Origin of the sequence: Actinokineospora iranica, from assembly GCF_900101685.1 — a bacterium.
GTDB classification, from domain to species: Bacteria; Actinomycetota; Actinomycetes; order Mycobacteriales; family Pseudonocardiaceae; genus Actinokineospora; species Actinokineospora iranica.
The window spans coordinates 69,020-94,277 of record NZ_FMZZ01000012.1 but is presented as its reverse complement, the minus strand read 5'-3'; the positions used below and the strand labels follow the sequence as shown (position 1 = coordinate 94,277).

The window sequence follows — 25,258 nt, the reverse complement described above, 5'->3', positions numbered from 1 at the left end:
CAGAAACTGTCGTAAAAGTGTCGTGTTTTTCCTCTGGGCCGCGCTCAGCGCCGTCGCTTACGATTGCGACCAAACCACCGTCACCGATGCGTGTCCATGAGCTCGATCTCGCGGACGCGGGAGGAGTTGGAGTGACAGACCGGCTGGGGCACAAGCAAACTGCGGTCATGTTCATCCTTATGGCGCTGTCGAGGGAGGTCTCGAACATCGAATTGCGCGACACCGTCGGGTTTACCCTCGACGGCGCGGACCGGCGCGGCCTCAACGAAAGACACCTGGTGGACAGCGCCAAGCAGAAGCCTACGAATTACTTCGTGCACCGGCTGACAAACAAAGGTTTGATCTGGTGTCAATCGGAGATGAAGCACAGCGAACCCACCCCGCCACGCCCGCGCAGCAGCCTGGCGATCGCCCTGTACACGCTGCTCGGCGCGTTCGAGCAGTACCGGCAGCGTGAGGGGCTGCGGCTTGAGGAAATCTTCACCCCGGAGGTCGAGCTGACCGAGGCTGAGATCGTCGAGCGGGTCCACAGCGCCTACCACAAGCTCGCCAGGGCACCGCGCGCCTGGGTGTCGCTGACCGCCCTGCGGGCGATGCTCGTTCAAGCGCGCCGGGAGGACGTCGACGCGGTGCTGGAGGAACTCGACCGGTCCGGCAAAGCGCATCTGGTTCCGGAATCCGACCGCAAACTGCTCACCGAGGCTGACCACGCCGCCGCGATCCGAGTCGGTGGTGAGGACAACCACCTGATCTCCATCGAGGCGTCATGACCGACCGGCGTGCGGCTCTGGCCTCGCTGCGGATCAACTGGGCCAACACCCCCGACGACGTCTGGCAGGACTCCGCGTGGCACGTCGACGCCCTGCACGCCGAGGCGGTGGCGGCCATCGACAACGCCGTCGCCGACGCGTGCGGCAGCATCGGTCCCAGCCCGATCGGCCTGGTCCTGCAGGGGCAGAAAGGGGTGGGAAAGACGCACCTGCTGGGTCTGGTTCGGCGGCGGGCGCACGAGCGGGGCGGCTATTTCTTCCTCGACGACCTCACCGCGGGCGACGCGTTCTGGGAGAACACCGCCGAGTCGCTGCGGCGCGGGCTCTCCCGCGACTCCGACGACGGCACCACCCAGTTGAGCCGGTTCCTCAGGCGTGCCTGTGAACGCGGTCGCGTCGACCCGGATGTGGCCACCCGCATAACCGACGGGTGGCCGGTGACGCGGGAGGATCTCGACACGTTCCTCGCGGGCCTGCGCACGCTCGACCGGCAGGTCGCGATCGAGTGTTCCGACACCGCGCGGGCGATGGTGCTGTACGCGCGGCACGACCCCGAGACGAGCTACGTCGGCGAATGCCACCTGACCGGGGTCGACGAGGTCAAGCACGATGAGCGGGCCCCTTGGGGCATCCGGGTCACTCCCAAACCCGCCATAACCCGGGTCCAGGACATCACCCGACTGCTGGCGCTGACCGGGCCGGTGGTGATCGGCGTGGACCAACTCGACGGCCTGATCGCCCAGTCCCAACGGCGCGGCAACGACTCCGGTCCGGCCGAGGACCTCCTGGTCGCGAGGATCGCCGACGGGCTGATGCGGTTGCGCGAGATCACCCGGCGCACGGTGACCGTGCTCATGTGCCTGCCCAGCACCTGGTCGAGCATCGGCGCCGCGGCATCCGACACGGTGGGCGACCGGTTCCGCGAGTCGCTCATCCTCAACCGCGTCGCCGACGGCGATGTCGGGCGCGCTCTGGTTGAACGGCGCCTGTCCGTCGCCTACCAGGCGATAGGCTTCGACCCGCCGCACCCGACCTGGCCGGTCGCGCCCGAGGCCTTCGAGGCGGGCTGGGAACGGCAGACACCGCGCGAGCTGTGGAAACGGCTCAGCACTCACATTGACGCGAGCCTGCGAGCAGGCGAGATCAGCGAACTGACGACCTTCACCGACGATGACGCGCGCGCTGCGGGCCGGGACCACGCGGCGGTGGACCTGGCGGTCGAGCCGGGCCGGTTCGATGAGCTGAACGAGAAGTTCGAGACGCTGCGGTCGGCCGCGGACGTCGAGTCGCTGCTCGCCCCGGCCGCCGAGGACCAGGAGGTCCGCGCGGCCCTGTCCGCCGCTCTGCGCTCGTGGGTCACCGAGCTGGGCGGGCACCGCATGGAATGGGAACGCGGTCCCGACGGGAGTGACCTGCACGTCCTGCTGATCCACACGGTGGACGAGGCGTCCGACCTGACCGAGCAGTGGGCGTTCCGGATGATCTCGGCGCCGCATCACAACGCCGTGCTCAGCCGCCTGCGCAAGGCCAAGTCCGCAGCAGGGCTCGAGGTGGGCGGCAGCAACCACCTGGTCATCATCCGCAACGGCGACTGGTCCCCGGGGCCGACCACGTCCGCGGAGGTCAAGGCGTTCGAGGCGGCCGGTGGCACGCGGTGCATGATTTCGGACGACGATCTGCGAACGTTCTGGGCGCTGTCGCGGATCTGGACGGAGAGCGCGGAGTTCCTCGCGTGGCTGGTCGATCGCAAGCCCGCGAGTAGCTCCAAGCTGCTGTCGAGCGTGTTGCCCACCGTCGTCGAGAGTGGTGGCGGTGCCCGAACCGCACCGCTGTCAAACACGGTGCCGCTCGGGACCGCGGCAGGCGGCCGGGCGGTGACCGTTGAGCTGGCCGAGTTGCGCCAGCACGCCGCGGTGTTCGCCGGTTCGGGCTCCGGCAAGACCGTGCTGCTGCGCCGCCTCGTAGAGGAGTGCGCCCTGCGCGGGGTGTCGGCGATCGTGCTGGACCCGAACAACGACCTCGCGCGGCTCGGCGATGCCTGGCCGGATCCTCCCTCGGCGTGGGCCGCCTGCGACGCCGACCTGGCGCGACGCTATCTGGACGAGACCGACGTCGTGATCTGGACACCCGGCTGGAGTGCCGGGAGGCAGCTCACGCTGCGGCCGCTGCCGGACTTCACCGAGGTCCTCGGCGACCCTGACGAGTTCGAGGTCGCCGTCGAGATGGCGGCGGGAACCCTGGCGGCGCAACTGCGAATCGCGGGCACCACGGGGCGCGCGAACATCCGCCGAGCCGTGCTGCGGGAGGCGATCACCTACTACGCGACGAGCGGTGCGAGTGGTTTGCCCGGCTTGATCGCGCTTCTGTCCGATCTACCGGACGACGCCAGCACCCTCAACGATAGTCGCCGCATCGGCGCCGATCTAGCCGAGGCCCTCAAGGCAGCGATGGTGAACGACCCGCTGCTGGCGGGCGGCGGCGAACCGGTCGACCCCGGGGTTCTCATCACTCCGCCCCAGGGCAAGCGCGCGAGGGTGTCAGTGATCAGTTTCGTCGGCCTGCGCGCGGAGGAGCAGCGGCGCAACTTCGTAAACCAGTTGCAGATGGAACTGTTCGCCTGGATCAAACGCAATCCGGCGGGCGACCGCCCCCTCGGTGCCCTGTACGTGATGGACGAAGCCCAGTCCCTCGCCGGGTCGGGATCGATGACCGCCAGCACCCATAGCACGATCGTGCTGGCCTCCCAGGCCCGCAAGTACGGCCTCGGCCTGCTTTTCGCCACCCAGGCACCGAAGGGGTTGCACAACCAGGTGGTGGGGAACGCGATGACCCAGTTCTACGGCCGCCTGAACAGCAACGTCCAGATCGAGGCCGTGAACGACCTCGCCCGAGCGAAGGGGACGCCGGTCAAGGACATCTCCCGCCTGGCACGCGCGCAATTCTACATCTCGGGTGAGGCATCCGGCTTCCACAAGATCACCACACCGCTGTGCCTGACGCACCACCCCGCCGCGCCGCTCAGCCCGGAGGAGGTGATCAAACGCGCCCGTGCCGCCAGAAAGAACCTATGACGAGCGTGGTCCCTAGGCCCTCGAACTGAGCTTCTGCACTCGTCCTGGACGGTTCGACGCCGTCGACGCCGGGGTGCCACGGCTCAGCGGTGGCAAACGGCGGTGTCGATCCGCATGGGCACCTTCGTATTGTCCGGGCCCTCCCTGTTGTCGGCAGGCGCGTTCTTTGTCTGTGCGGGCTGCCACGCAGCGGACCCGCCGCCGCCAGCAACGTAACGCCATGGACGTCGTCTTCGAGATCGACCTCGTCGACGGCGGCGAAGCTGAGCGCCTTGGCTGGCAACAGGCGGTGGTCATCCACGACGTATTGCTGTGGTGCCGATTGCTGTGGTGCCGACGAAACGACAACAGCGCGTCACCGGGCGTGAGCGTCACCTGACTACTACAAGACAAAACTGGCCTGCACCACCAAGCATCCGCTCTGGAACCGCTGGTCAGGCCCGTTCCCATCCTTTGGTGCTCCTACCGGGAGCACTCAAAATGATCAAGCATTGGGCGGTTCTTCTCGGCTGCTTGCTGGCTGGGCCACTGGAAAGAGCGGGCGTCATTGCATCGGCAGCCGACCAGTCGATGACGTGAACGGTGCGGGCGGCGGGCCGCTTGTGGTGGCCGCCCGGCAGAGCACACCCTGGCCGTCACCGGCCGACCAGCACCGACCCAATCCGCCAAGCTCGCCGCATCCCGAAGCGCAGCGCACTCACGCGTCACCCGAGCAAGATCGTCCCCGCGCACCAGGTCAGCGTAACGACGGCTCAAAAACCGCGAACCAAACAGTCGCACCCATCGGTCGAATGAAGGGGCTCCGACACCACAACACGCACGCTGCTGGAGCGCAGCGCTTTTTCTGGGATCGCAGATCGACGCGCTGCTCATCATGTAGGAATGAACGCTTGATTGACATTGTCAGCGATTTCCAGGCCGCAGGCGAGTCGCTGGCGACAGGCATCGTCGGAAGGGGATTCAAGACGGAAGCAGCGGAACCTCACACTGCGGCCGACGGTGACAGGCACGTGGGCTGGGTAGGAGACGCCATTCCAACCGACCAGTTCGCCGATCGCGCCGCAGACCGTCGGTCTAGATGCGTTGACGACGTCAACTGGCACAACACCCCTCTAGTCGTGAAACTGTGTACGCTAATGGGTATGAATCCGGATGCCCCAGTCAGCGCCGACACCCTCGTGACGGCTGCGGACATCGCGAGATCAGCAAAGATCACCAGGGCTGCGGTATCCAACTGGCGCAAGCGGTATCCGGACTTCCCCGCGCCTGCCAGCGGTGCGGGCCGCAACGCTCGGTTCTCCGCCGCCGAGGTCACTGCCTGGCTCGAGCGGCATGGCCGGGGACAGGCGCCCTCCTCCGAGGTGCTCATCTGGCAGGCACTGCGCAGCGCGTACGGAGAGGATCTCGTCGCTGGCCTCGCCGACACCGCCGAACTGCTCGGGAACTCAGCGGACAGTCTCGCCCAGGACCTCCGGTCACTGGTGTCAGAGCTGGCCGCGCAAAGTTCGCCCGCCGAAGTGGTCTCCGGATTGGTCGAGCGATTCCTCAGCTCTCCAAGCCGAACCGGCTTGGAGCAGACCTCCACCGCCCGCCTCGGGCTTGCCATGCGGCAGTTCGCGGGCGACGTATCGGGAGTCGTCTTCGACCCGGCTTGCGGCTTTGGCACGCTGCTTCTGGCTTTCGGTGAGGACGCCAAGATCACGCTGGTGGGACAGGAGATCAACCCTGACGCGACCCGGCTGACCCAGGCGCGCCTAGCATTGGCCGGACGCGATGACGCCACGGTCAGGACTGGTGATTCGCTGCGCGACGACCAGTGGCCGCAGCTTCAAGCCGATCTCGTCGTGTGCGATCCGCCCACGAATACGGCAGACTGGGGCCGAGAGGACTTACTTCTCGACGCCCGCTGGGAGTTCGGCGTGCCGACCCGCGCCGAGAGTGAACTGGCCTGGCTGCAGCACTGCTACGCGCACACGGCTCCGGGCGGGCGGGCGATCGTCGTGCAGCCTCCCTCAGTCGCGTACCGGAAAGCCGGTCGCCGAATCCGCGCGGAGTTGGTACGCAGAGGCGTGCTCACCCACGTAGTGGCGCTGCCTGCGGGGATGGCCGCATCCCACCCATTGCCCGTGCAGCTGTGGCTGCTGGCTCGTCCCAAGGGTTCGGAGCAGGCCAACTCCGTCGTCCGCATGGTGGATATGGCGAACGCCGACCCCGCAGGACCGTTCGAGCCTGATTCCAGGCACTGCGTCGATGTGCCGCTGATCGATCTGCTCGACGAAGAGGTCGACCTGACCCCGACACGCTATGTCACCGCCTCTGTCGGTGATCACCTGGCTGAGTACCAGTCGGCCTGTGCGGAACTGGCTTCCCGGCTTCAGCAGATAGGTGACCTCCTTCCCGCACTGGCCGCGGGCCCCGGCTCGCTGGAGGGCGCCACCCTCAAAGTGGCCGACTTGGTGCGGGCAGGCCTCGTCTCCATCGAAAATGGTTCCGCGACCTCCGCTAGCGACCAACTCGACACCGACTACTTGCGCGGTTTTCTGCACAGTTCCGCGAATGTCAAGCGCGCGACTAGCGGCAGTGGAACATTCCGTGTGGACGTCAGGGGATCCCGCATCCCCCAAATGGGTATCGGCGACCAACACCGGTACGGCGCCGCGTTTCGTGCGCTTGAAGAGTTCGAGCGCAGGCTGGCGGCTTTGACGAAGCTGGGTGAACGCGCGTCCAGGCTGGCTAGAGACGGCCTCACCCAAGGCGCGCTTCGCCCCAAAACGGGCGTGGATCAGTAGCGGCCCGCGGTTCCTGGCAGGAATGGACTTGCCGTGCCGCTCCACGACACGGCAAGGGCGTCCCGGGCCCTGGTGCACGCCACGAACAGCAGGCAGCGCTCCTTCAACATGTCGTTCTCGTACTGCTGCCGGTCCACCTCCACCGGGGTGACGCCCGCCAGGAACGGGATAGCTCGCGCCGTGGCCCCGACCACCGCGACACACCGAAACTCCAAGCCTTTCATAGCGTGCATCGTCGCCAGCCGCACACCGCCAACATCCGACCTGGGGTGGTCCTTCACCCACACGGCGGCGATGTCCTCGGCCCGAAGTCGGGCGTGGACCTTGTCCAAGAGAACGTTGAACCGGGTGCACACGGCAATTTCATTAAGCGGAACGCCTTGGCGAAGCCACTCCCGCACGGTCTCCACGAGCGCGGCGATCTCGAGAGTCTCGTTGGCGTGTCCCGCCATCCGAGGCCGCTTTCCGTGCAGCAGCGAGCGATAGCCGACGAGGCTGTCGCTGCCCTCGCCGCCGAGCCCCTCCACGGGCGTCCCGTCGAGCACCCCGACGGACCAACCGAGGATCTCGGCTGTGCTGCGGTAGTTGACCCGCAGTCGAGCGCTGCGTCCAGGCACCGAGATGCCGAGCGTTCTCAGCGATACCCGAGAGTCGTAGATCCGCTGATGAGGGTCTCCGGTGATGAAGAGATCGTCCGGGCCATCCGGGACGGCGGCACGCAGCACCCGCCACTGCGCCGGATGCAAGTCTTGGGCTTCGTCGACGACGACGTGATCGAATTGGTGTGCCCCCGCGTTCGGGCGCCCGAGCAGGTCGGCAGCCTGGGAGCAGATCCGCAAGTGTGTCGTGCGACCGGAACCCGCCAGTTCGGTGGTGAATGTCTCCATGGCTGCCCAGAGTTGTTCCCGTTGCCACGGTCGCAACGGCATGCCTCGACCGCGCCGGTCGGCGCGCAGGTACTCATCCTTGTCACGGATGTTCTGCGCGAGGACGACCTGCCGGAACTCCTGAACCAGAAACTGCTCTGTCCAGGGCAGACCGAGCATCCTGCCCACGCGCCGCCACAACTGCCGTTCCTCGGCGTCGCCGATCGGGGCCGATGGCAGGCCGGTCAGGTCCCTGACGATGCGGTTGGCGAACGCGTCCACGGTGGTGACCTGGACTCGGGCCAGCTGGTCATCGTCGTCGAGAAGCAGTGCCAGGTTCTCACGCAGGGTTCGGGCGAGGGCATTGGTGAACGTCGTGAGCAGTACTCGGCTGCGCGGCTTCCGGGTCAGCAGGTGCTTGACCCGGTGCAAAGCGACCACTGTCTTTCCTGTCCCTGGTCCACCAGTCACTTGTGCCGGGCCGTTGAAGGATGTGCGGTAGGCGACACGGCGCTGTGAGGGGTGGAGGAACACCCGCCACGCCGCAAACGGCTTGTCGAGAATGTCGGCCAGTTCGTCCGGGCCCGTGACAAGCGTGATGCGGCTGGCCGTGTTGACGATCGCCGCCGCCAGACTGTCGCCGCTGTCGAAGGCAACGTCGGCAGGCTTGCGTGCGGTGACGACATCCCGGTAGACCTCTTCGGGCGTGAAACTTTCGGCGAGAAACTGCAGAACCTCGAACTGGTCCTCGGGGAGGACTCCACCGAAGGCTTCAAGTTGGGGTTTGTCGGCGATCGCACGCGCCGCGCGGAGCACCTGGTCGTCTAGGCCCAAGTCGCGGAGCACGGTGTCGGAGTAGGCGGCGAACAGCAGGGTCGGCGCATTCGCCGCAACCTGTTCCAGAGACGGGGTGAGCTGCTCGATCGCGACGACATTGCGCACCTCCAAGGCGCGGGTCGCCGTGTTGACCGTGTAGACGCGCTTGGCCGCCCATTCATAGGCATCGTCGTGTGGCACGACATTCACCAAGAGGAAGATGCCACTTCCGTCGTCGGGCGCGAGGACGACCCCACGCCAGAAGTCGGTGACACGAATGGTGCGCATACGCGAGTCACGAGCATTGTCAACCGACTCCAAGTGCAGGCCCTTGTCCGCGTAGAGCTCAGCGATGGTCAGTTGCTGGAACTTGGCCATCGCTTTGCGGACACCGGCCTTGACCTGCTTCTCCAGCAGGTCGTATGTCTCCCAGAAGCTGTTTGCGAATGCGAGCGCTGGCATGGTTGACGATCATAGGGGTGCGGCGAGCCGCCGGGCCAAAGCACTGGTGTCCGCGAGCAGCGTTTCGGAAGCCTGGTCGAGGTCCAAGGCGTGCTGGTGGATGGTGATGCCGGAGTTCCTGATCCGGTGCGACATGTGAGGTGCGTCTCCCTTGGCATAAACAAGGTGGCCGTGCTCGAGGTTGAGCGCCGTGCAGTAGGCGAGCATCTGGTAGAGGTCGGCGTGGGGAAAGCCCTCGGGCTTCTCAGCCTTGTACTTCGCATCGGCGACAGCCAGCGGAGTGCCGTCAATGGCGTACTGGACAAAGTCCGGGACCATCCGGATCGCGTTGTCCTGGTCGAGATGGTGGCTGGCTTGAAGCGCACAGTAGCCACCGCTCTTGGCAAGAGCATGACCCAGTGCGGTCGTGACGAAGTCTTCGAAGACCCTGGCCATATCCACGAGGAAGCCGTGCACAGTCACCGTACCCGGACGATGTTCTACGGACGCAGCGCGCAACACTAGCTCGGCCAAGCGCAACGCCTTGTGATAGCGGGCGTTCAGCCGGGACGGATGCCAGGACGGCAGCGATGCGCCGCGCCCGATCGGAGTGATCTCCGCCAGCCGGACACGCAGGCGGAGAATCTGGCCGCGCACATCGCGGGTGACACCGGGCAACCGGAGCAGCACGTCGGAGGCGGTGCGCAGCAGGCGATTCTCGGCGATATCCGCAGTGTAGTCGTCATGGGCAACCTCCAGCGGGATGAGCCGCCCATGATGCCTGCGAATCTGTTCCGCCTCGCGGACTCGTCCGCGCATGATGAGGGCGGTGTCCTCGAATAGGCGGTATCCCTTCAGCAGTCCTCGCCGGATTGCTTCGTCCGCCTGGAGCACAAAGAGCCGGGCCAGCGCGGGCAGCAACTCCTCATCCTTGTCCACCTGCACATGCTCAGGACGCCAGTATCGTCGGCCTCGGCTGTAGCCAAGCAAGAACAGCAGCCGCGCGACTGGAATCTTCGGCGCGATCCGAAGGGTGATCACATCGTCACCCGAAACGGGAACCGTTGCCACGCCCACGATCCCCTTGGCACGCACTCGCCAGCGCCCCTCCAGCACAGTGTCCGGCTCCGCCTCGACCAACCGCGACCGGGCAAGTGCCCGGCCAACGGCGTCGTCGAGCGACACCGACAGCGGCGTTCCGTGCTCGGTCAGTTCCAGCACGGTCATGACGGTTCCGGCTCACCCGGCCTGGACGCGACCGCGGCCCGCAGTGCGTGCAGGCCATAGCGCTGTTCGACGTTCACACCCTCGCCATAATGGTGTTCCTCCAGAAGCGGCAGGATCTTCGTGCGCCAGGTCCGTTCCAGGCCGCCGTCGCGGTAAACCGCCTTCTGCATCAGATGGGACGGGCCCACCTGGAAGTCCGGATCGGCAATGCGGGCGTTCAAGGCGTCAAGGAGGTCCGCGGGCTCGGCGTCCCGCTTCTCCCGAACGAGCCACCGACGCAGCAGACCACTGGTCGGCTCGGTCCGAGGAGACAGCTCCACGAAGGAGAAGCGGCGCCGCATAGCCGCGTCCACGAGCGCGATGGAGCGGTCGGCGGTGTTCATGGTGCCGATGACGAACAGGTTGGGTGGGAGCGCGAAATCGTCCCCAGAATAGGTGAGCCGCACCGACTTGTTGCGGTACTCCAGCAGGAAGTACAGCTCGCCGAACACCTTGGCCAGGTTCGCCCGGTTGATCTCGTCGATGATCAGGAAGTGTGGCACGTGGCGGTTGCCTTCGCGTGACGCCATGTCTGCGATTTCGCGCAGCGGACCGTCAGTGATCCGAAAGGCGACCTCGCGGGTGTTCGGGTCCTCCCGCGGGCGAAAGCCCTCGAAGAAGTCCTCGTAGGCGTAGGAAGGGTGAAACTGCACGAGCTTCACTTGCTCGGGACCACCGCCCAGAAACTCGGCGAGCTTGAGCGCGAGATAGGTCTTGCCCGTTCCGGGCGGTCCGTAAAAGATAAGTTGACGGTCATCCCAGAGCAGGTCACGGACTTCCTTCGCCCAGGCCAGGTCGTGGATCAGAAGGTCGGCGGCGAGTTCGGCGGTGGGCTCGGGAAGCTCCAGCTCGCGGCGCGCCACGAGCGCGGCGGCCTCAACGCTGGCATCGCCGTCAGAGTCCACGGCCTCTTCGAGTTCCTCGGCACTGCGACCGAGTCCGGCGACCAAGCCCGCGACCGCGGTGAGGTCGACCACGTCGTGCTGGATGGACAGCTTTTGTTGGAGTTCTTCAGGAAGGTCGTTGAACTTGGAGCCGACACTCGTCCACTCGACAGGTCGCCGTAGGTTCGATCGGCCACCGTCGGATGCGATCTGGCTGACATCACCGGTGATCTCACCGACATAGAGCATCCCTGTGGAGATCGTGCAAACGGTGTCACCAGGCTTCATCCGCGACAGGAAGGCGTGAAGTTCATCAACCATCCGGAGGCGCTGGTTGTAAGAGAGGGTGGACTCGTAGTCCTCCTCGACCCAGGTGCGCAACCTGTCTTTGCTGATGCCTTGCTCGACGCCCTTGCGCAAGTGCGAAGCGGGCACACTCACCCGGCCCTCCGGCAGCCAGAGGCGCTGGACAAGATCGACCCCGGACACATTGGAGCCGCGCACCAACCATGTTCGGTTCGGTCCGCTGGCGGGGACTTCAAGGAAGTCGGCGAGTGGCCTACCGTCGGGGGATTTCCACTCAGCCCACCCGTTGGCGTTGCGGCCGAGCAGGATCTCAGCCGCGGCCGACGGCGAATTACAGATGATGTCCTCGGTGGTTTCCAGGCAGCCAGGCCAGGTGGGTGACTCCGCGATGCGACCTTCTTCAATCAAGCGTTGACGGAATCTGTATGAGGACGGCATCCGGAGCGGGAAGGAGGGCACCACGTCGGAGCGGGCGGGTGATCCGGAGCTTACGAGGAACGTTCGACTGCCGTTAGTGCCCACCTCGTCGAGCAGTCGTCCGTGGGCGATGGGGCCGCCGTGGGGCAAACGGAGCCGGAACTCGGGATAGGGCATCAGGTCCCCCTGGGTTGGGTGCTGCTGGGATCGGCGGGGTGGCGGGGACCGTGGCCAGGGAGTGGGGTGAGCGTGGAGGTGTAGTTCTCCCCGTCGATCAGCGGGGTGGTGAGGCTGAGTCCAGCCTCGGCCATGCGGTCGTACTCGGCAAGGATCAGGTCCTTGGTCCGGTAGGTGCCGTACTTGGCGATTTCGTTGTTCTTGAGGCCACCGGTTTCGGACTGAAAGGTTTCAAGGATGTAGTCCACGTCTGGGCGATCGATGCCGTAGAGGTGGAAGAAGTAAGCGTCCAACTCGGCACGCATCTGCGTTCGGCGATCCTCATCCCATCGGAAGGGTGGGCTGTCGTCGCCGAGGTCTCGGGCGAGGCCAGCCATGTCGTAGGCGGTGTAGACGAGTTCCAGGACTCGCGGGGTTATGAAGGAAGTGTGTGGATCCATCGTTTTGGGATGTGGGACCGGAAGCTGCTTCCAGGTCATCAGCGCCATATGGATTCCACCCACCTTCTGACGGCTCACGAAGTCGAACACCATTGAGCTCTGCGCAGCTATGAGCGCGGCAACCAACTCGGGAGCAACACTCGGCAGCATAAGAGGAAGCGTGTGGCCGACCGCAGTGCGGGGAAAGAAGGCAGGGATGGCGGTGCGCTCGTTGGTCGACGAGGTCACATCACACCAGCCGCACAGCCAGTCCCTTTCCCAGCGGGCTTCAGCCAATCGCGCTTCGACACCCGACACGTCCCGATCTTTTCCGTTCCGACGGGTAGCGATGGTCCCACTCGCCCTGATCCAGTGGAGCGGCTGCGCAAGTCGGTCAGGCGCCTGCAGCTCCTCGATTTTCAGGTATCGAGGCTGATTCTGACGATTGACGGCCGTTTCACTCTTGACTACATCCGCAGCGCGATGATTGAAGAAGTCGATCATCTTGGCCTCGTATAGCGGCAGCATTCGCAAATCTCCTCGGAAGTAAATATTTCCTTCTAGAGACCAGCCTTCGTTGTTCAACTGTTCACACGTACGGAATAGATCGGAGTCGTCCGTCATATCGAAAAGGCGCTTAAATCGAATACCCCACGGGTTTCCGCTCCTCTCCGACTCATTCCACAGTACAGGTAGACGCGAATGGATTGCTGTGGTGAGGTCCGCATCCCGCCGGACGCGGAATACGGGCAGATTGCCGGTGTTCGGGTTGATACGGGCGATCTCCTCGGCGCTGAGTGCGAAGATTCGCTCGGGGTCTTCGAGGTCGTCGGTGTCCTGGAGGAAGAAAGCGAACTTGGCCGCCTGTTCACGCAGACCGGTACCAACCAGCGACAACAGGCAGAACTTGTAACTGGCGTGAACGCCGAGAAACAGCGGCTTGCGGTTCTCGAAATCGAACAGGGCCGAGATGCTGCCACGTCGGGTCAGGTCGGCGAACAAGTGCTGCGCCCCAGCACCGGTGGCGATGGCAGTCGGGATGATGCAGCCGACACGACCACTCGGCATGACGATTGTCGCAAAGCGTTCCGCGAAGAGTTGGTCGGTCTGAAGAGAGTTGACCCCCTTGATTGTCAGACCCTTGCCACACAACGGAAAAGCCCCGGAGCTTCCGGCGAAGAGGAAAGTCGACTTCTGCTTCCGCCGCTCAGCCTGGTAGTGATGGGCGGCGTCGGGGTTCTCCGCCGCCCACTTGGCGATTCGGGTTCGGCGCGCGGTGCCGGAGATTCCCGCGATCGAGGGTTCGACGACGCTGAAGTACTTCTTGTCCTCGAAGTCCACCTTGTCCCATGGAGGGTTTCCTAGTACACACGAGAAACCTCCCGTCCAGCCGGTGCGCGAGTCCACCCCTGAGCCACCCTCGGGCACAACGAAGACGTCGGGAAACTCCAGGTGCCAATGAAAGAACCGGTACTGCTCGCGCAGCCGCACGATCTCGTCATGGGTCTGCTGAGAGGCAGCCGATTGCTCGGGGTCTTGCAGCTTCTCGAAGACGGCATGAGTGACCGCAGGCGGGTCTGCTTTGGTCTTGCGCCACATGAATGCCGCGCACCACGCGTCCGCGACATGGCGGGCCATGGAATACTCCTTCGAGTTCTCCCATTTCTCGTACTCGGACGCCTGCCTGCGAACCTGCGCCAGCGTGTCGGATGGAGCGCTGGTGATACCCCGGACTTCAGCACCGAACACGGTGTTCGCAACTTTTATCGTGACTTCCACATCGAAAAGCAAGCCCTGACGAGCGCGCTGCTGTTGATTCTCGTTGCCGAGGAACTTCGCATAGGTCTCGTCATCGCCTTCGACGGGTTTGAACGCCGAGTTGGGGATGCCGTCCCGCAACAACGCGGGAGTCGCGCCGATGAGGCCGTTGCCGTGCTTGACGTGGGCGTCGAGGAAGCTCAGTGGCTTGCCTGGTTCCAGGGCTTCCAACCAGAGTGCGAGCCGAGCGAGTTCGACGGCCATGGGGTTGAGGTCGACGCCGTAGATACAGCGGGCGATGACTTCCCGGAGCGCATGCCGAACCGCCGCCACGGTCGGTTCCGGGTTGCGCTCCCGGACCGCGGCGACCCGCTTGGCTATGCGACGGGCAGCCGCAACGAGGAAGTGCCCTGATCCGCAGGCAGGGTCGCAGACGGTCAGCGACAGCAGTTCGCCGACGATGTGATCGGCGGCGTCCACCGCGCCCGCCGCCGTCGCCTTCTGCTCGCCGCGCTTCTGCGCGTCGTCGATGACCGGATCGAGGCTGGAATCCAGCAGAGTCTCGATCAACGACCTGGGCGTGTAGTACGAACCAGTCTTCTTCCGGTCGTTGCCCGCGCGGTTGACCAGCTCGAACGTGCTGTCCACAGCGCTGTGCTTGGGCACCAGTTCCAGCAGGGACTCGTAGATGGATCCGAGTTCTTCCGCCCCCATGTTGCGGTAGTCGACTGGACGCCAACGCCGGTCGTCGCGGACACGGGACAGGTGCCTGACGGCCTCCAGCAGGTCTGTGTTCGCCAGCGAAAGCCCGCGCAGCGGGGCATCGGCATCGCTGTCATCGAAGATTCCGCCCAAACCGGGCAGCGCCAGTTCCGGTCGTCCGTCGACATCCCCGAGCGCGTCCAGGACGATCCGGACGGCCTGGTACAGATCTGTGTGCGCGGTGCCTCTGCGCCTACTCGCCTGGCGGCGAAGACGAACCGAGGAAAAATACGTCTCGTACCGCTTCCGAGCTTTGTCCGGAGCCTTCGGCGGATGGAGCGCGTTCCGCTCCTCAGCGACGAACAGGAAGATCAAGCGGTAGACAAGCCGCAGGAGCGCCGCGTGGTAGGTGTGCACGTCAAGGTTCCTGCGCAACTCGACGTTGTCAGGATGCCTGAGAAAGCCCGTTCCCAGCGTCGTGATCGCCTTCTGCACGCCATCGCGAAGCTGGTCGAGCGCCCGTGTGCCCGAAGCGATCGCTTCGACGCGCCACTTCTCCAGCCAGCACGCCGACGGCGGCGCATCCTCCGCGACCGTGAACCGTGTGACGTGCAGCAGCCGGTACAGCAGCACGAACTCGCTGAACAACTCGCCGTCGAAGATCGCTTCCAGGTCGAACTCGACATACGACGCGGTCGCCAGAGCGCTGGAGTCGCGCAACAGCCGCAACTGGCGGCCATTGGTGAGCACACCCCACAGGTGGGCGTCCGTCCTGTTCAGACACTCCTGCACCAGCGATTGCGGCGGCACCGTGCCCGGCCCGCCCGGCCGCTTGTCCAACGACGCGTGCCACGCGGTCAGATGCACCGGGACGTGGTTCCAGCGATGGCTGATCGCGAACGTCTTGCTGTCGTCATCAGACCTGATGCCCGACACGCCAAGCACGGTCAGCTCACCGAAGCCCAACTCGGTGAACAGCGGGCCCAGCCACTGCGTGGTCGCGAGCCCGGTCGGATCAGTCGGGGTCTCCGCCTCCGGCGCGGCGGGCAGTCGCTCCCGCAGTTCACGCCAGGCTGACCGCAGATAGTCCCAATGTCGTTCCGCGTCGTCGCGCACCGAGCGTGCGCCGATAACCCGGTAATCAGCAGGCAGACAACCCCGCACGTCCTTGCCCTCGGAGATGCGCACCAGCATGTCGGCTGGAAGCAGGCCGCCGATCGTGTGGACAGCGGAGAAGATCTGGTTGCGAGCGATGGCGGACATCAGGCGGCTCCCCCCGAAACCGGCAGGTACACGTAGGCGCCGAGGATGTCGGCGGGCTTCTGCGCGGTCACGTTCACTCCGCGGATGATCTCGCCCGACGCACTGCGCACCCGACGATGACTTTCCAGCAGTTCGGCGGCGAGCCGGTCGCCGTAGGCCTCCAGATGCGGGTTCGCCGAGTCGAGGTCATCCAGGACGCGCCGCATGGTGCGTTCTCCGAAGGACCGGTCCGTGTTCTCATCGGCGGTCAGCTCCAACAGCCCCAAGGAATCTTCAGCGGACAACCAGGTCGCGGTAGACGGCGATCCCTGGAACGCCAGCAACCGGGCATCCTCGGCGACCAGCTGCCGTTCTCCGGTCCGAGACGGCAGCGCCAAGTGAAACCGGAAGCGCACCAGCAACAGCGTCGTGCGGCTCTCGACACCTCTTGTCCGGATGACGCCGCAGCGTCGGGCGGGCCGCGGACCATGGACCTTGCCATCGAGCGCGGCGTTGAGCACATATCCCGCGAGCGCGCTCACCACAGGATCAGTGCGGACCAGAGCAGCCTCACCACGCGCCACAGCGGCCGTCGCACGGAACGGAATCGGGCGGCCTGCCTCCACCACGTCGCCGCCGAGCACTGGCGCGATGACGTCGCGGAGCCCAGCAGGAGTTCCACTCATATCCGCGGTGAGTCCGCCTGAGCCGTCATCGCGCAGGATGGCCTCCAGACCGGACAATGCCTGCTGGACGAAGCCGCGAACCTCACCTGTGCGCCCCAGGGTCTCCCGGATGGCAGCCACCTCCCGGGCGACCTCCTCGGGGTGGATGGCGCGCTGGGCGAACCGCGAGCGAGACGTCTTTTCCCGCTCGGCGGCCGACTTCCACTCCGTCTCCAGGTCCGCGGCCTTGTCCTGGACGATCGTGTCCATGTCGAACAAGCCCGCCTGCTCGGGCTTGCTGCTGCGCATGAGCAGCCACTCGACAATCGCGTCGGTCACACCGGTCGAGGCCGCGTCGGGCACGGACACCGAGATACCGAGGTCCTTGCGGATTTGCCGGTGCTTCTTGATGAGAACTTCGAGAACCTTGCCGTCGATGCCGTTGTCACTGCCGTACAGCGTGATGACTTTGACGACGTCCGTCTTCTGCCCGTAGCGGTCGACGCGGCCCTCCCGCTGGTCATGGCGGGTCGGATTCCAGGCGAGGTCGTAGTGGATCACCGCGTCGAAGTGGTGTTGGAGGTTCACGCCCTCCGACAGGCAATCCGTCGCCACCAGCACCCGGCTGGCCTTGGCGCCCGCTTCCTCGGCCAGATCCTCGATGCGCTGCAGACGCTGCTGCGGGGCGAGCGTCCCTGTCACGGCGCGCACGACTGCCTTGCCACCAAGCGCCTTCCCGAGGTGCTCGGCGACGTACTCCGCAGTGGGGATGTACCGGCAGAAGACGATCGGGTGAAAGCCCTTCTTGAGCAGAGCCTTGACGTGCTTGGCCAACTCGGCCAGCTTCCGGTCCTCGGTCGGCCCCTCCAGCTTTTGCGCGCGGTCGGCCAGTTCGGCCAGCCGGGCGCCCGCCTGCTCAGTCGCCGCGCCGGGAGCGACATCAAGTCCCTCCAGCATGTCACTGTCCGAGGCGTCGCTGGTCAGCGGCGCGCCCAACCGGTCGGCTTCCTCCGCGGTGGCGGCCAACGCCGCCGCAGACCGGGTGCGCAAGGTCTGCGCGGCGGCACGCGGTGAGGAGACCAGCGACCGAAGCAGCGCGATCGCCGACCACCACGCGATCCGCGCCTCCCGCTTGCCCTGTTCACCGGCCGCGGCCACGCGATCGCCCGCGAAGGCGATGGCGTCGTCAAGCAACGCGCGGTACGCGGGAGAGAGCTTGTAGGTCTCGTCCTTGAACTCGCGGTCAGCGGGAAACGTGGTCTCCTCGCGCAGGCTGTCGTCGGCCACTCCATCGGCCGCGGTGAGGAATTGGCGAACGTCGGCGCGCTTTCGCTGCACGAAGTGCGCGGCGAGCATCCTGCGGCCCCGGTCCGAATCGAGGTCGACCAAGGCGAGATCAGGCGAGATCAGGCCGAGCAGGGCGCGAAAGGCACTTTCCTTGCCACTGTGCGGTGTCGCGGTCACCAGCAGCAGGTGGCGTTCGGCATCGGCGGCGATCCGTTGCAGCAGTTCGTAGCGCAGCTGGTTCTGGGCCGAAACGCTGTCGTCGGCCGCCACGCAAGTGTGCGCCTCGTCCACGATGACCAGATCGGGACAGTGCCGCACGAAGTCGTCGCGGTGGCGGGTGGACTTGATGAAGTCGGTGGACACCACCACATTCGGGTGCCTGTCGAACAGGGACTGTCCCAGGTCTAGCCCGCGCTCCAGCTTGGACACCGTGGACGCCAGGACCAGTTCCGCGTCGATGCCGAACTTGACGCGCAGCTCCTCCTGCCACTGCTCGGCCAGCGCGGGCGAGCACAGCACGGCCAGCCCGCGCGCGCTGCCTTGCGCCAGGAGCTCGCCGGCGATGAGCCCCGCTTCGATGGTCTTGCCGATGCCGACATCGTCCGAGATCAGGATGCGCACGATGCGCTGGCGCAGGGCCATCATCAGTGGGACGAGCTGGTACGCCCTGGGCTCGACGGCGATACCGGCGAGCGAGCGGAACGGGCCCGCACCCGATCGGAAGCCGATGCGCAGAGCGGAGCGGAGCAGGCCCGCGGCCAGCGCGTCGCCGAGATCGGCGGACTCCGGCTTGGGGAACTCCGCGCTGCGGACTTCCTCGAAAGCCGGGAAGACAGCCGCGAGGTCGTCAGCTCCGCCGCCCAAGGGACGGAGCACGAGCATGTCGTCGGCGCTGTCCGGCAGCACGATCCAGTCCCGTCCGCGCGCGGAAACGAGCGAGCCAGCGGTGAAGGTCGTCATTGGTGTCGGTCTCTTCCCTCGTCAGGCGCCCACGCCGGGCCCGAAGTAGTGCTGGAACTCCCCGACGACAGCCGACCAGTCGGCGTCGTGACGGAACCGCACCACGTCCCAGCCCTTGTCGAGCAGACGATTCTCCGCGTCGCGGTCGCGTTCGGCGACCACGGCGTGATCATGGACTGGGCCGTCGACGAAGACCGCGACATTGGCTCCCCGGGTCCGGTAGATGTAGTCGGGTCGGGCCAGTGCCTCGGGAATGAACGTCTGCGCCTCGTCTGGCAGGCGGAGGCCGCGTTCCTTGAGCCAGGTGACAAACGTGCCCTCCAACTTGGAGTCAGACTGGCCGATCAACCGCGTCATCTGCTCAGACCGGGTTTCGCCGCGGCCGGTGGTGACAGTCCGCGCGTCCGCGAAACGGCGCAGCAGGTCACGAATCGAGTGACGGTCGATCGCGCCGTGGTTGAGCTGGTTTCCATAGGTGAGCAGACATTCATAGCAGCCCCGCGCGCAAGGCCGGTCGGGGTGCTGGCCACCCCGGTCGGTTCCGTCCGGCTCAAAGTGGCAGATGTTCAGGGCGGTCTTCGCGGCCTCCCGCAGCGCGTCCGGCTCAGACTGCAGCAGTCGAAGCACGCCTGCCCCGCCCTCGGCTGCTTCCGTGAACAGCATCCGGTCGCGTGGGCCGTCGTCCGGTGGAAGCAGCTCACTGGTCAGCTCGGAGTCCTCCAGTTCGAAGGCCGCCTCGATGCCGCGTTCCAGCGCGTACATGAGGGTCAGCGCCACATCCGCGACCAGCGGCTGAGCCAGGGTGAGCACCAAGATGTTGCGGCGGTCCTCGACATACGGGATCACCCGCTTGCGGCGGCGCTTCTCGTTTCCGTCGGCATCGACGACCGGCATCTCGCCAGAGTCCCCGGACGCCTCGGCGGCGTCCCGCTCGTTGAGCCAGCGGCCGTCGGCGGGATCGAGCCAGAAGCCGTCGGGTTCGTCGTCCTTGGCCCGCAGCCTGCCAACGTTGGTGATGCGCACAGTGGCGGAATCGCCATAGGTCACTGCCCCCAGCGGGCCCTCGTCGTCGGACACCGCGCCGTCACGGCGCCCCGGGCGGGCGCCGTGGTCGTGAAAGCGGTACGAGGTGACGAGGCGGAACCCCGCTCGCCTGCGCTCCTCCTCATCCGAGGAAATCCGTTCGCGTCGCTTTGTGTAGACGGTGTGCAGGTGGAGCAGACCATGAGTCGTCGCGGTGATCCGTTCGCCGCACATCTCGCACTTGTCCGCGTTCACCTGGATGTCGTGGTGATAGCCGCAGGACGCGCAACGCTTGGCGCTGGTGGTGACGACGTCGCCGGTGGCGTCCGGCGGCAATTGGATGCGGGTTACCTGGTAACGGGCGCCCTCGTGGTAGATCAGCGCGCCCGGCCCGAACTCGCGGATCGCCAGAAACCGCGGACGCTGCAGGTAGTCCCCGTCGCCGAAGCGGCGGCCGGTCGACGGAATGTACGCCGCGAGCGGCAACCTGGGGAACGAGTATCCGGGCAAAAAGCCCTCACTCGCCAGGTATCGGTACGGGTTAAAGTCGGAGAGCACCGACTTGCTGTCCGTGCTCTCGTTCTTGAGGAGGTTGAGCTGCGTCTCCGCCTCCCGCCGTCGCCCGACGGCAATCTTGCGGTCTCGCTCGGACAGGGTGTGATCGAGGACCCTGCGGTTTTGTTCAGCCTGGTCGACCAGGGCGGCCTTGAACAGGTCGCGCCACCGGTCGAAGCCGCGGTCGAACTGCGCCCCGGCGGCGCGGACGGTGTCCTCGATCCACCCGTCGTACCACCACGTGGTGTCGGCGAAAGCGGGCAACAGCTCCGAGAGCACCGCTCGGGCAGCTGCCGCGGCGCGGTGCGGGGCATCCGGATCGGCCAGGCCCGCGGCGATGTGGTCGTGCAGCGGCAGCGGCGGGTTCGGCACCCGGGCGTCTTCGTCATATCCGACGTCGATCGTCGCCGGGATGCTCCAGCCCAGCTTGAGCCCGGACTCGGCCAGCCAAATGGCTTGGACGTGCGAACGCACCAAGTCTTCGTTCGCCAAGTCGAGACGCGGCGGCGCCACGGCTCCGGCGACCATGCGGTCCGAACGCCGGAAATAGTACTGGTCGTGGCTGTTGCCGGTGGCGCAGTAGGTGGTGACGAGCGCGGGCTGGCCCGACCGGCCCGCCCGGCCGCTGCGCTGGGCGTAGTTGGCGGGGGTGGGCGGCACATTGCGCATCATGACCGCGTTGAGCTCGGAGATGTCGACACCGAGCTCCATTGTCGGCGAGCAGTAGAGCAACTTGAGTTCGCCCTTGCGGAAAGCGTCCTCCCGGCGCTCACGTTCCTCCGGGGCGACCTGGGCAGTGTGCTCCCGCGCCGCCAAGCCCGCGAGAACGCCCGCAGCTCCTCGGTAGAGGTCGCGGAAGAAGGTGTTGACCCTGGGGCCGTCGCCGCTGGCGTAGGTGCGAGTCAGTGGGTCGTGCGTCCCGGTCTCGCCGGTCCCGGCCCGCCAGACGATCGCCTTGGCTGACAGACGGTAGCCGGTGATGGTCGAGCCCACCTTGCGCTGGAAGCGTCCCGAGCGCTGGGGTGTGACCTCACACTTCTGCACCAGGCCCGCGGTGGCCAGCACCGCGAGCAGATCACTGATGATCTGCTGGGCGTCGTCGACGGTCAACCCCGCGAAATGCACCCGCCTGAGGTACTTCCCGAACTTGCCGCGGCCGGACAGGAACAGGCCGGAGCGGTCCATTCCGGGCTTGGAGCCGCGGGGGTAGACGGTTCCCACCTGGGGGCGATCGCTCGGCGACAGCACCCAGGGGTCGATGAGGCGTTCCTCGCTGGCGCGCTGCAGATTCTCGAAATCGTCCCGGAAATGCTGCACATCGATAGCCAGGGCGCGGCGCATCTCGTCGAGCAGCGCCCGGATGATCTCAGCGCGCCTGCCCGGCTCGGCGGCGCGGAGGCTCGCCTGGGTTCCCGACCATCGCTCGTCCTGGCCCGCCAGCCAGTCCAGGTCCTCGTAGTGGATCTCCAGCAGGCCGGTCTGCTCCAGGTTGGGCATGGTGATCCGCCAACCGCGCTGCAGGTCGAGGTAGAGCCGGAAAGCGATGACGTCGCGCATCGTCTTGGCCGCGTTGCGAACCAGCGTCGGAGCTTGGTCGGCGGAGCCGGTGTAGTCGGCCACCTCCAGACCCAACGCGTCCGCCACCCGGGACGCCAACTCCTCGTGGCGTACGCCGTCGTCGCCCGCGTCCAGCACAGCACGGTACAGCGCGCCGCGCAGCTGGGTGATCTGCACGAAGTCGTTGAAGTGGCCTGCCTGCAGGGAGGCGTCCTGCCGGTTGTCGACGAAAGTCAGGAGCTTGCGGGCCTTCTTGTCGAGCGCGTCGGCAGGAACGGCCTTGAGTGAACGCACGATCGAGGCCGACACGAGCGAGGTGGCCGAGGACCGGCCCTCCTGGTCGAGGGTGGCGAGTTTGGCGAAGTCCTTGCCGCGCGTCTGCTCATAGCTGACGCCGCAATGCATGCAGAACAAGAACGGCGCGGGAATGAACGCGGCGCGGAAGTCACCCAGGCCCTCAAAGCCGTATGGGTCCACGGTGACAGCGACGGGAAGCCTCTTACGGTACGAGTCGCGCACGACCTCGTAACCGTGGTCGTCGATCTCCAGCCACGACTCGGGCAGTCGGCGGTCGGCGATCGCTTCCTCGGGCGTGCGCGGCCAGGGGCGGGCGGGGTCGATGTAGAGATAGCCGTCGCCTGCCCGCCCGCCGGTGGCAGCGGTGTCCCGACGCGGCTCGTAGCGAAACCCGCCGTCCGTCTCCTTGCGCCACACGGTCAGGTACTCCTGCCCGCATTCTCGGCAGAACGCGAGCGGCAGGAGGATTTTGCCGTCCGAGCCGGGCTGCACCCGCTGGTAGTCCCGGGTCAGGTGACGGGTCAGCTTGTCCTCAACGGTCACGTAGACGGTGTCGCCCTTGGACAGGAACTGGTGCAGCCGGAAAGCGAACAGGGGTCGCTCGGTGACCGGATGTCGGGCTTCTGACCCCGCTTTGAGCGTGCCGCGAATCGCAGCGGCGCAGGTGTCCTCGGGGAGCCCGCTCTGTCCGGCCAACTCAGCCGCCGCTGCCTCGATCATGGCGGGCTTCTGCCGCACAAGACGTCCCTTCGGGTCCATGCGGAGGCCGAAGCGGGTCTCGATCCAGCGGGCAAGCGGGTCTGCGACCAGATCCGCGTAGGCCCGCGGTGCTCCAAGTGCCCGGAGCCGCTCGACCGGCACGGTCTCCGGGGGCTCCTCAGTGGCCCGTACTAGCGTCTCGCCGATGACGTTCTCCGGGCGCACCGGCTGCCCGAACAGCGTTCCCGCGACGGCGGCGACGACCTCCCGCTGCGCTTCGAAGGCGCCCTCGCTGGACATCGTGGCCGAAGTGCCCACGCACTGCAGCCGGTCGGCCTGGCAGGCTTCGCGCACCCGGCGAATGAGCAGCGCGACGTCCGCGCCCTGCCGTCCACGATAGGTGTGCAGTTCGTCGAAGACGAGGAACTCCAGGCCCTTGGCCATGTTGATCAGGGAGCGTCGCTCTTCTGGCCGGGTGAGCATCAGTTCCAGCATCACATAGTTCGTGAGCAAGATATCCGGCGGGTTGTTGCGGATATCCTTGCGGCGCTCGTCGCTTTCCTGGCCGGTGTACCGGGCATAGGTCACCGGCTCGCGGCCCTTGCCGTAGCCGTCAAGCAGGTATTTGTCTAGCTCCTTGAGTTGGCTGTTGGCGAGGGCGTTCATCGGGTAGACGATGATCGCCCGCACGCGAGCGTCCGTCGGGCCTTCGTTCTCGCGTGCCCGGAGAACCCGATCGACGATCGGCACGATGTAGGACAGCGACTTGCCCGAGCCTGTGCCTGTTGTGAGGACGTAAGACTCGCCGGACTTGGCGACATCGATGGCGTCACGTTGGTGGCGGTGGAGGGTGAGGGGGCGACCGTCGCAGACGGTGCCCCCCTCAGTCTTGCGCGCTTGGAAGATGCGAGCGCACTCATGATGCAACAGTCCCTCGTTGGCCAACTCCAGCACGGTCCCGCCGGAGGCGAAGAACGGGTTCAACGACAACCACGGATTGGGCCACTGCGACTTGGAGTCCAGATCGTCCTCGACGAACGCCGCGATCCGGTCGTCCCGAATGATCGTGCCGCCCTCGGTGAACGCCCGATAATCCTCGATAAGCTTGTGATGGACACCGAAGACGTCCATGCCGGAGCCTGCCGGGCGCGCTGCGGGAGCGGTGCCGACGGGAGGCGCATCGGGTGTGACGGCGAGCCGGGTCACCGGGTTCAAGTCGTCCCATCCGTCGACAGTTTCCGTCCCCACGACCAGCGGAAGCAGCGCCGCACGGACGGCGACGGCATCCGCCGGGCGATCAGCCGGGTCCTTCTCCAGGAGTCGCTCGACCAGGCGGACCATGTCCCCCGGCACGTCCGACCGCAGGAGCCGGATCGGTGGGACCGGTTCCTTGAGGTGCTTCTGCCCGAGGGAGTGCCTGGACTCGCTGTGGAAAGGAGGGACACCAGTGAGCAGCTCGTACAGCACGCACCCCAGGGCGTAGAGATCGGCCGCGTGCGCCACATTCGAGGCGAGAAACTGTTCGGGGGCCATGTAGCGGGCGGTGCCGACCGTGACTCCACTGCTCGTGACCTTGCCGTTCTCGATGTCGTCGACAATCCGTCCCATGCCGAAGTCGAGCACCTTCACGGTCCCGGCCTGGACCAGCATCACATTGGACGGCTTGAGGTCACGGTGGATGACACCCGCCCTGTGCGCGGCCGCCAAGCCGTCGGCGATCTGGGCGCCCAGAGCCGCGACCCAGGAAATCGGCAGCTGCGGGTGCTCGGCCACGAGGTCACGCAGAGATCGCCCGTCGAGGTACTCCATCGCCAAGTAGGGGGACCCCGAGGCGTCGATTCCACCGTCAACCGTACTGGGGAGGTTCGGGTGGTCGAGCTTGCGCATGATCCGCACTTCGCGGTTGAACCGTTCGACGGTCTTCGACGCCGCCATGAAATCGCTGTCCGCGCCGATCCGGCTACGCAGGATTCGCTTGACGGCGACCACGCCGCCCCCTTCCCCCGCGTTCAGGTCAGCAGCGCGGTAGACCTCGCCCATGTTGCCCTTGCCGATGGGATCCAGCAGCCGAAACCGACCCACCACGACATCATCGCCCGCTGACACCCCTCGTCCTCCCCATCCACCGACCGACCGGTTCCGCAGTTGGGCTGCTTGGACATCGCCAACCCCTGCGAGCAACACCGTACACGAGCTCGATACACTCGAAAAAAAGCATCTGTTGACACAGTCAACACAAACGGTGTGGCTGTGCTCCCGAGGAGCCTCGTCGGCCTAGCTCACACCGTGTG

General features: G+C 66.1%; 10 protein-coding genes. 4 read left to right on the top strand and 6 right to left on the bottom strand.

Translation table 11 applies throughout. The features are described 5' to 3' along the window. Positions 1 to 86: 86 nt before the first annotated feature. The 4 genes from BLS56_RS22665 (at position 87) to BLS56_RS22655 (ending at position 6,630) form a co-directional block, all read left to right on the top strand. Positions 87 to 770, top strand: coding sequence for a hypothetical protein (locus tag BLS56_RS22665; RefSeq protein WP_228771844.1), 684 nt, complete (start codon positions 87 to 89; stop codon positions 768 to 770). Next, entirely contained in the window at positions 767 to 3,841 is a 3,075-nt protein-coding gene (locus tag BLS56_RS22660) for a helicase HerA domain-containing protein (protein WP_091454522.1), read from the top strand. Before BLS56_RS22665 ends, BLS56_RS22660 begins: the two co-directional genes overlap by 4 nt. Positions 3,842 to 4,061: 220 nt before the next feature. Further along, the gene (locus BLS56_RS31685; protein ID WP_175482982.1) at positions 4,062 to 4,220 is read left to right on the top strand and encodes a hypothetical protein; all 159 of its coding nucleotides are present in this window, start codon (positions 4,062 to 4,064) and stop codon (positions 4,218 to 4,220) included. Positions 4,221 to 4,983: 763 nt separating this feature from the next. Beyond that, positions 4,984 to 6,630, top strand: a complete 1,647-nt coding sequence (locus BLS56_RS22655) for an N-6 DNA methylase (RefSeq protein ID WP_091454729.1) — start codon at positions 4,984 to 4,986, stop codon at positions 6,628 to 6,630. Here BLS56_RS22655 and BLS56_RS22650 read toward each other — a convergent pair. Genes BLS56_RS22650 through BLS56_RS22625 form a run of 6 tightly spaced genes read right to left on the bottom strand, consistent with a single transcriptional unit; the run spans position 6,624 to position 25,073 of the window. Further along, the gene (locus BLS56_RS22650; RefSeq protein WP_091454520.1) at positions 6,624 to 8,774 is read right to left on the bottom strand and encodes a UvrD-helicase domain-containing protein; all 2,151 of its coding nucleotides are present in this window, start codon (positions 8,772 to 8,774) and stop codon (positions 6,624 to 6,626) included. The genes BLS56_RS22655 and BLS56_RS22650 overlap by 7 nt on opposite strands. A 9-nt stretch (positions 8,775 to 8,783) precedes the next feature. Further along, a complete protein-coding gene (locus tag BLS56_RS22645; RefSeq protein ID WP_091454517.1) occupies positions 8,784 to 9,980 on the bottom strand; it encodes an McrC family protein in 1,197 nt (398 codons plus the stop codon). Beyond that, a complete protein-coding gene (locus BLS56_RS22640; RefSeq protein ID WP_091454514.1) occupies positions 9,977 to 11,803 on the bottom strand; it encodes a DUF4357 domain-containing protein in 1,827 nt (608 codons plus the stop codon). The genes BLS56_RS22645 and BLS56_RS22640 overlap by 4 nt, the downstream gene beginning before the upstream one ends. Then, positions 11,803 to 15,945: an Eco57I restriction-modification methylase domain-containing protein gene (locus tag BLS56_RS22635; RefSeq protein WP_091454511.1), complete on the bottom strand. Its 4,143-nt coding sequence runs from the start codon at positions 15,943 to 15,945 to the stop codon at positions 11,803 to 11,805. The genes BLS56_RS22640 and BLS56_RS22635 overlap by 1 nt, the downstream gene beginning before the upstream one ends. Next, on the bottom strand, positions 15,945 to 18,836 hold the full coding sequence (locus tag BLS56_RS22630; protein WP_091454508.1) for a DEAD/DEAH box helicase: 2,892 nt from the start codon (positions 18,834 to 18,836) through the stop codon (positions 15,945 to 15,947). Before BLS56_RS22630 ends, BLS56_RS22635 begins: the two co-directional genes overlap by 1 nt. A 21-nt stretch (positions 18,837 to 18,857) precedes the next feature. Further along, a complete protein-coding gene (locus BLS56_RS22625) occupies positions 18,858 to 25,073 on the bottom strand; it encodes a protein kinase domain-containing protein (RefSeq protein WP_091454506.1) in 6,216 nt (2,071 codons plus the stop codon). Positions 25,074 to 25,258: the final 185 nt, after the last annotated feature.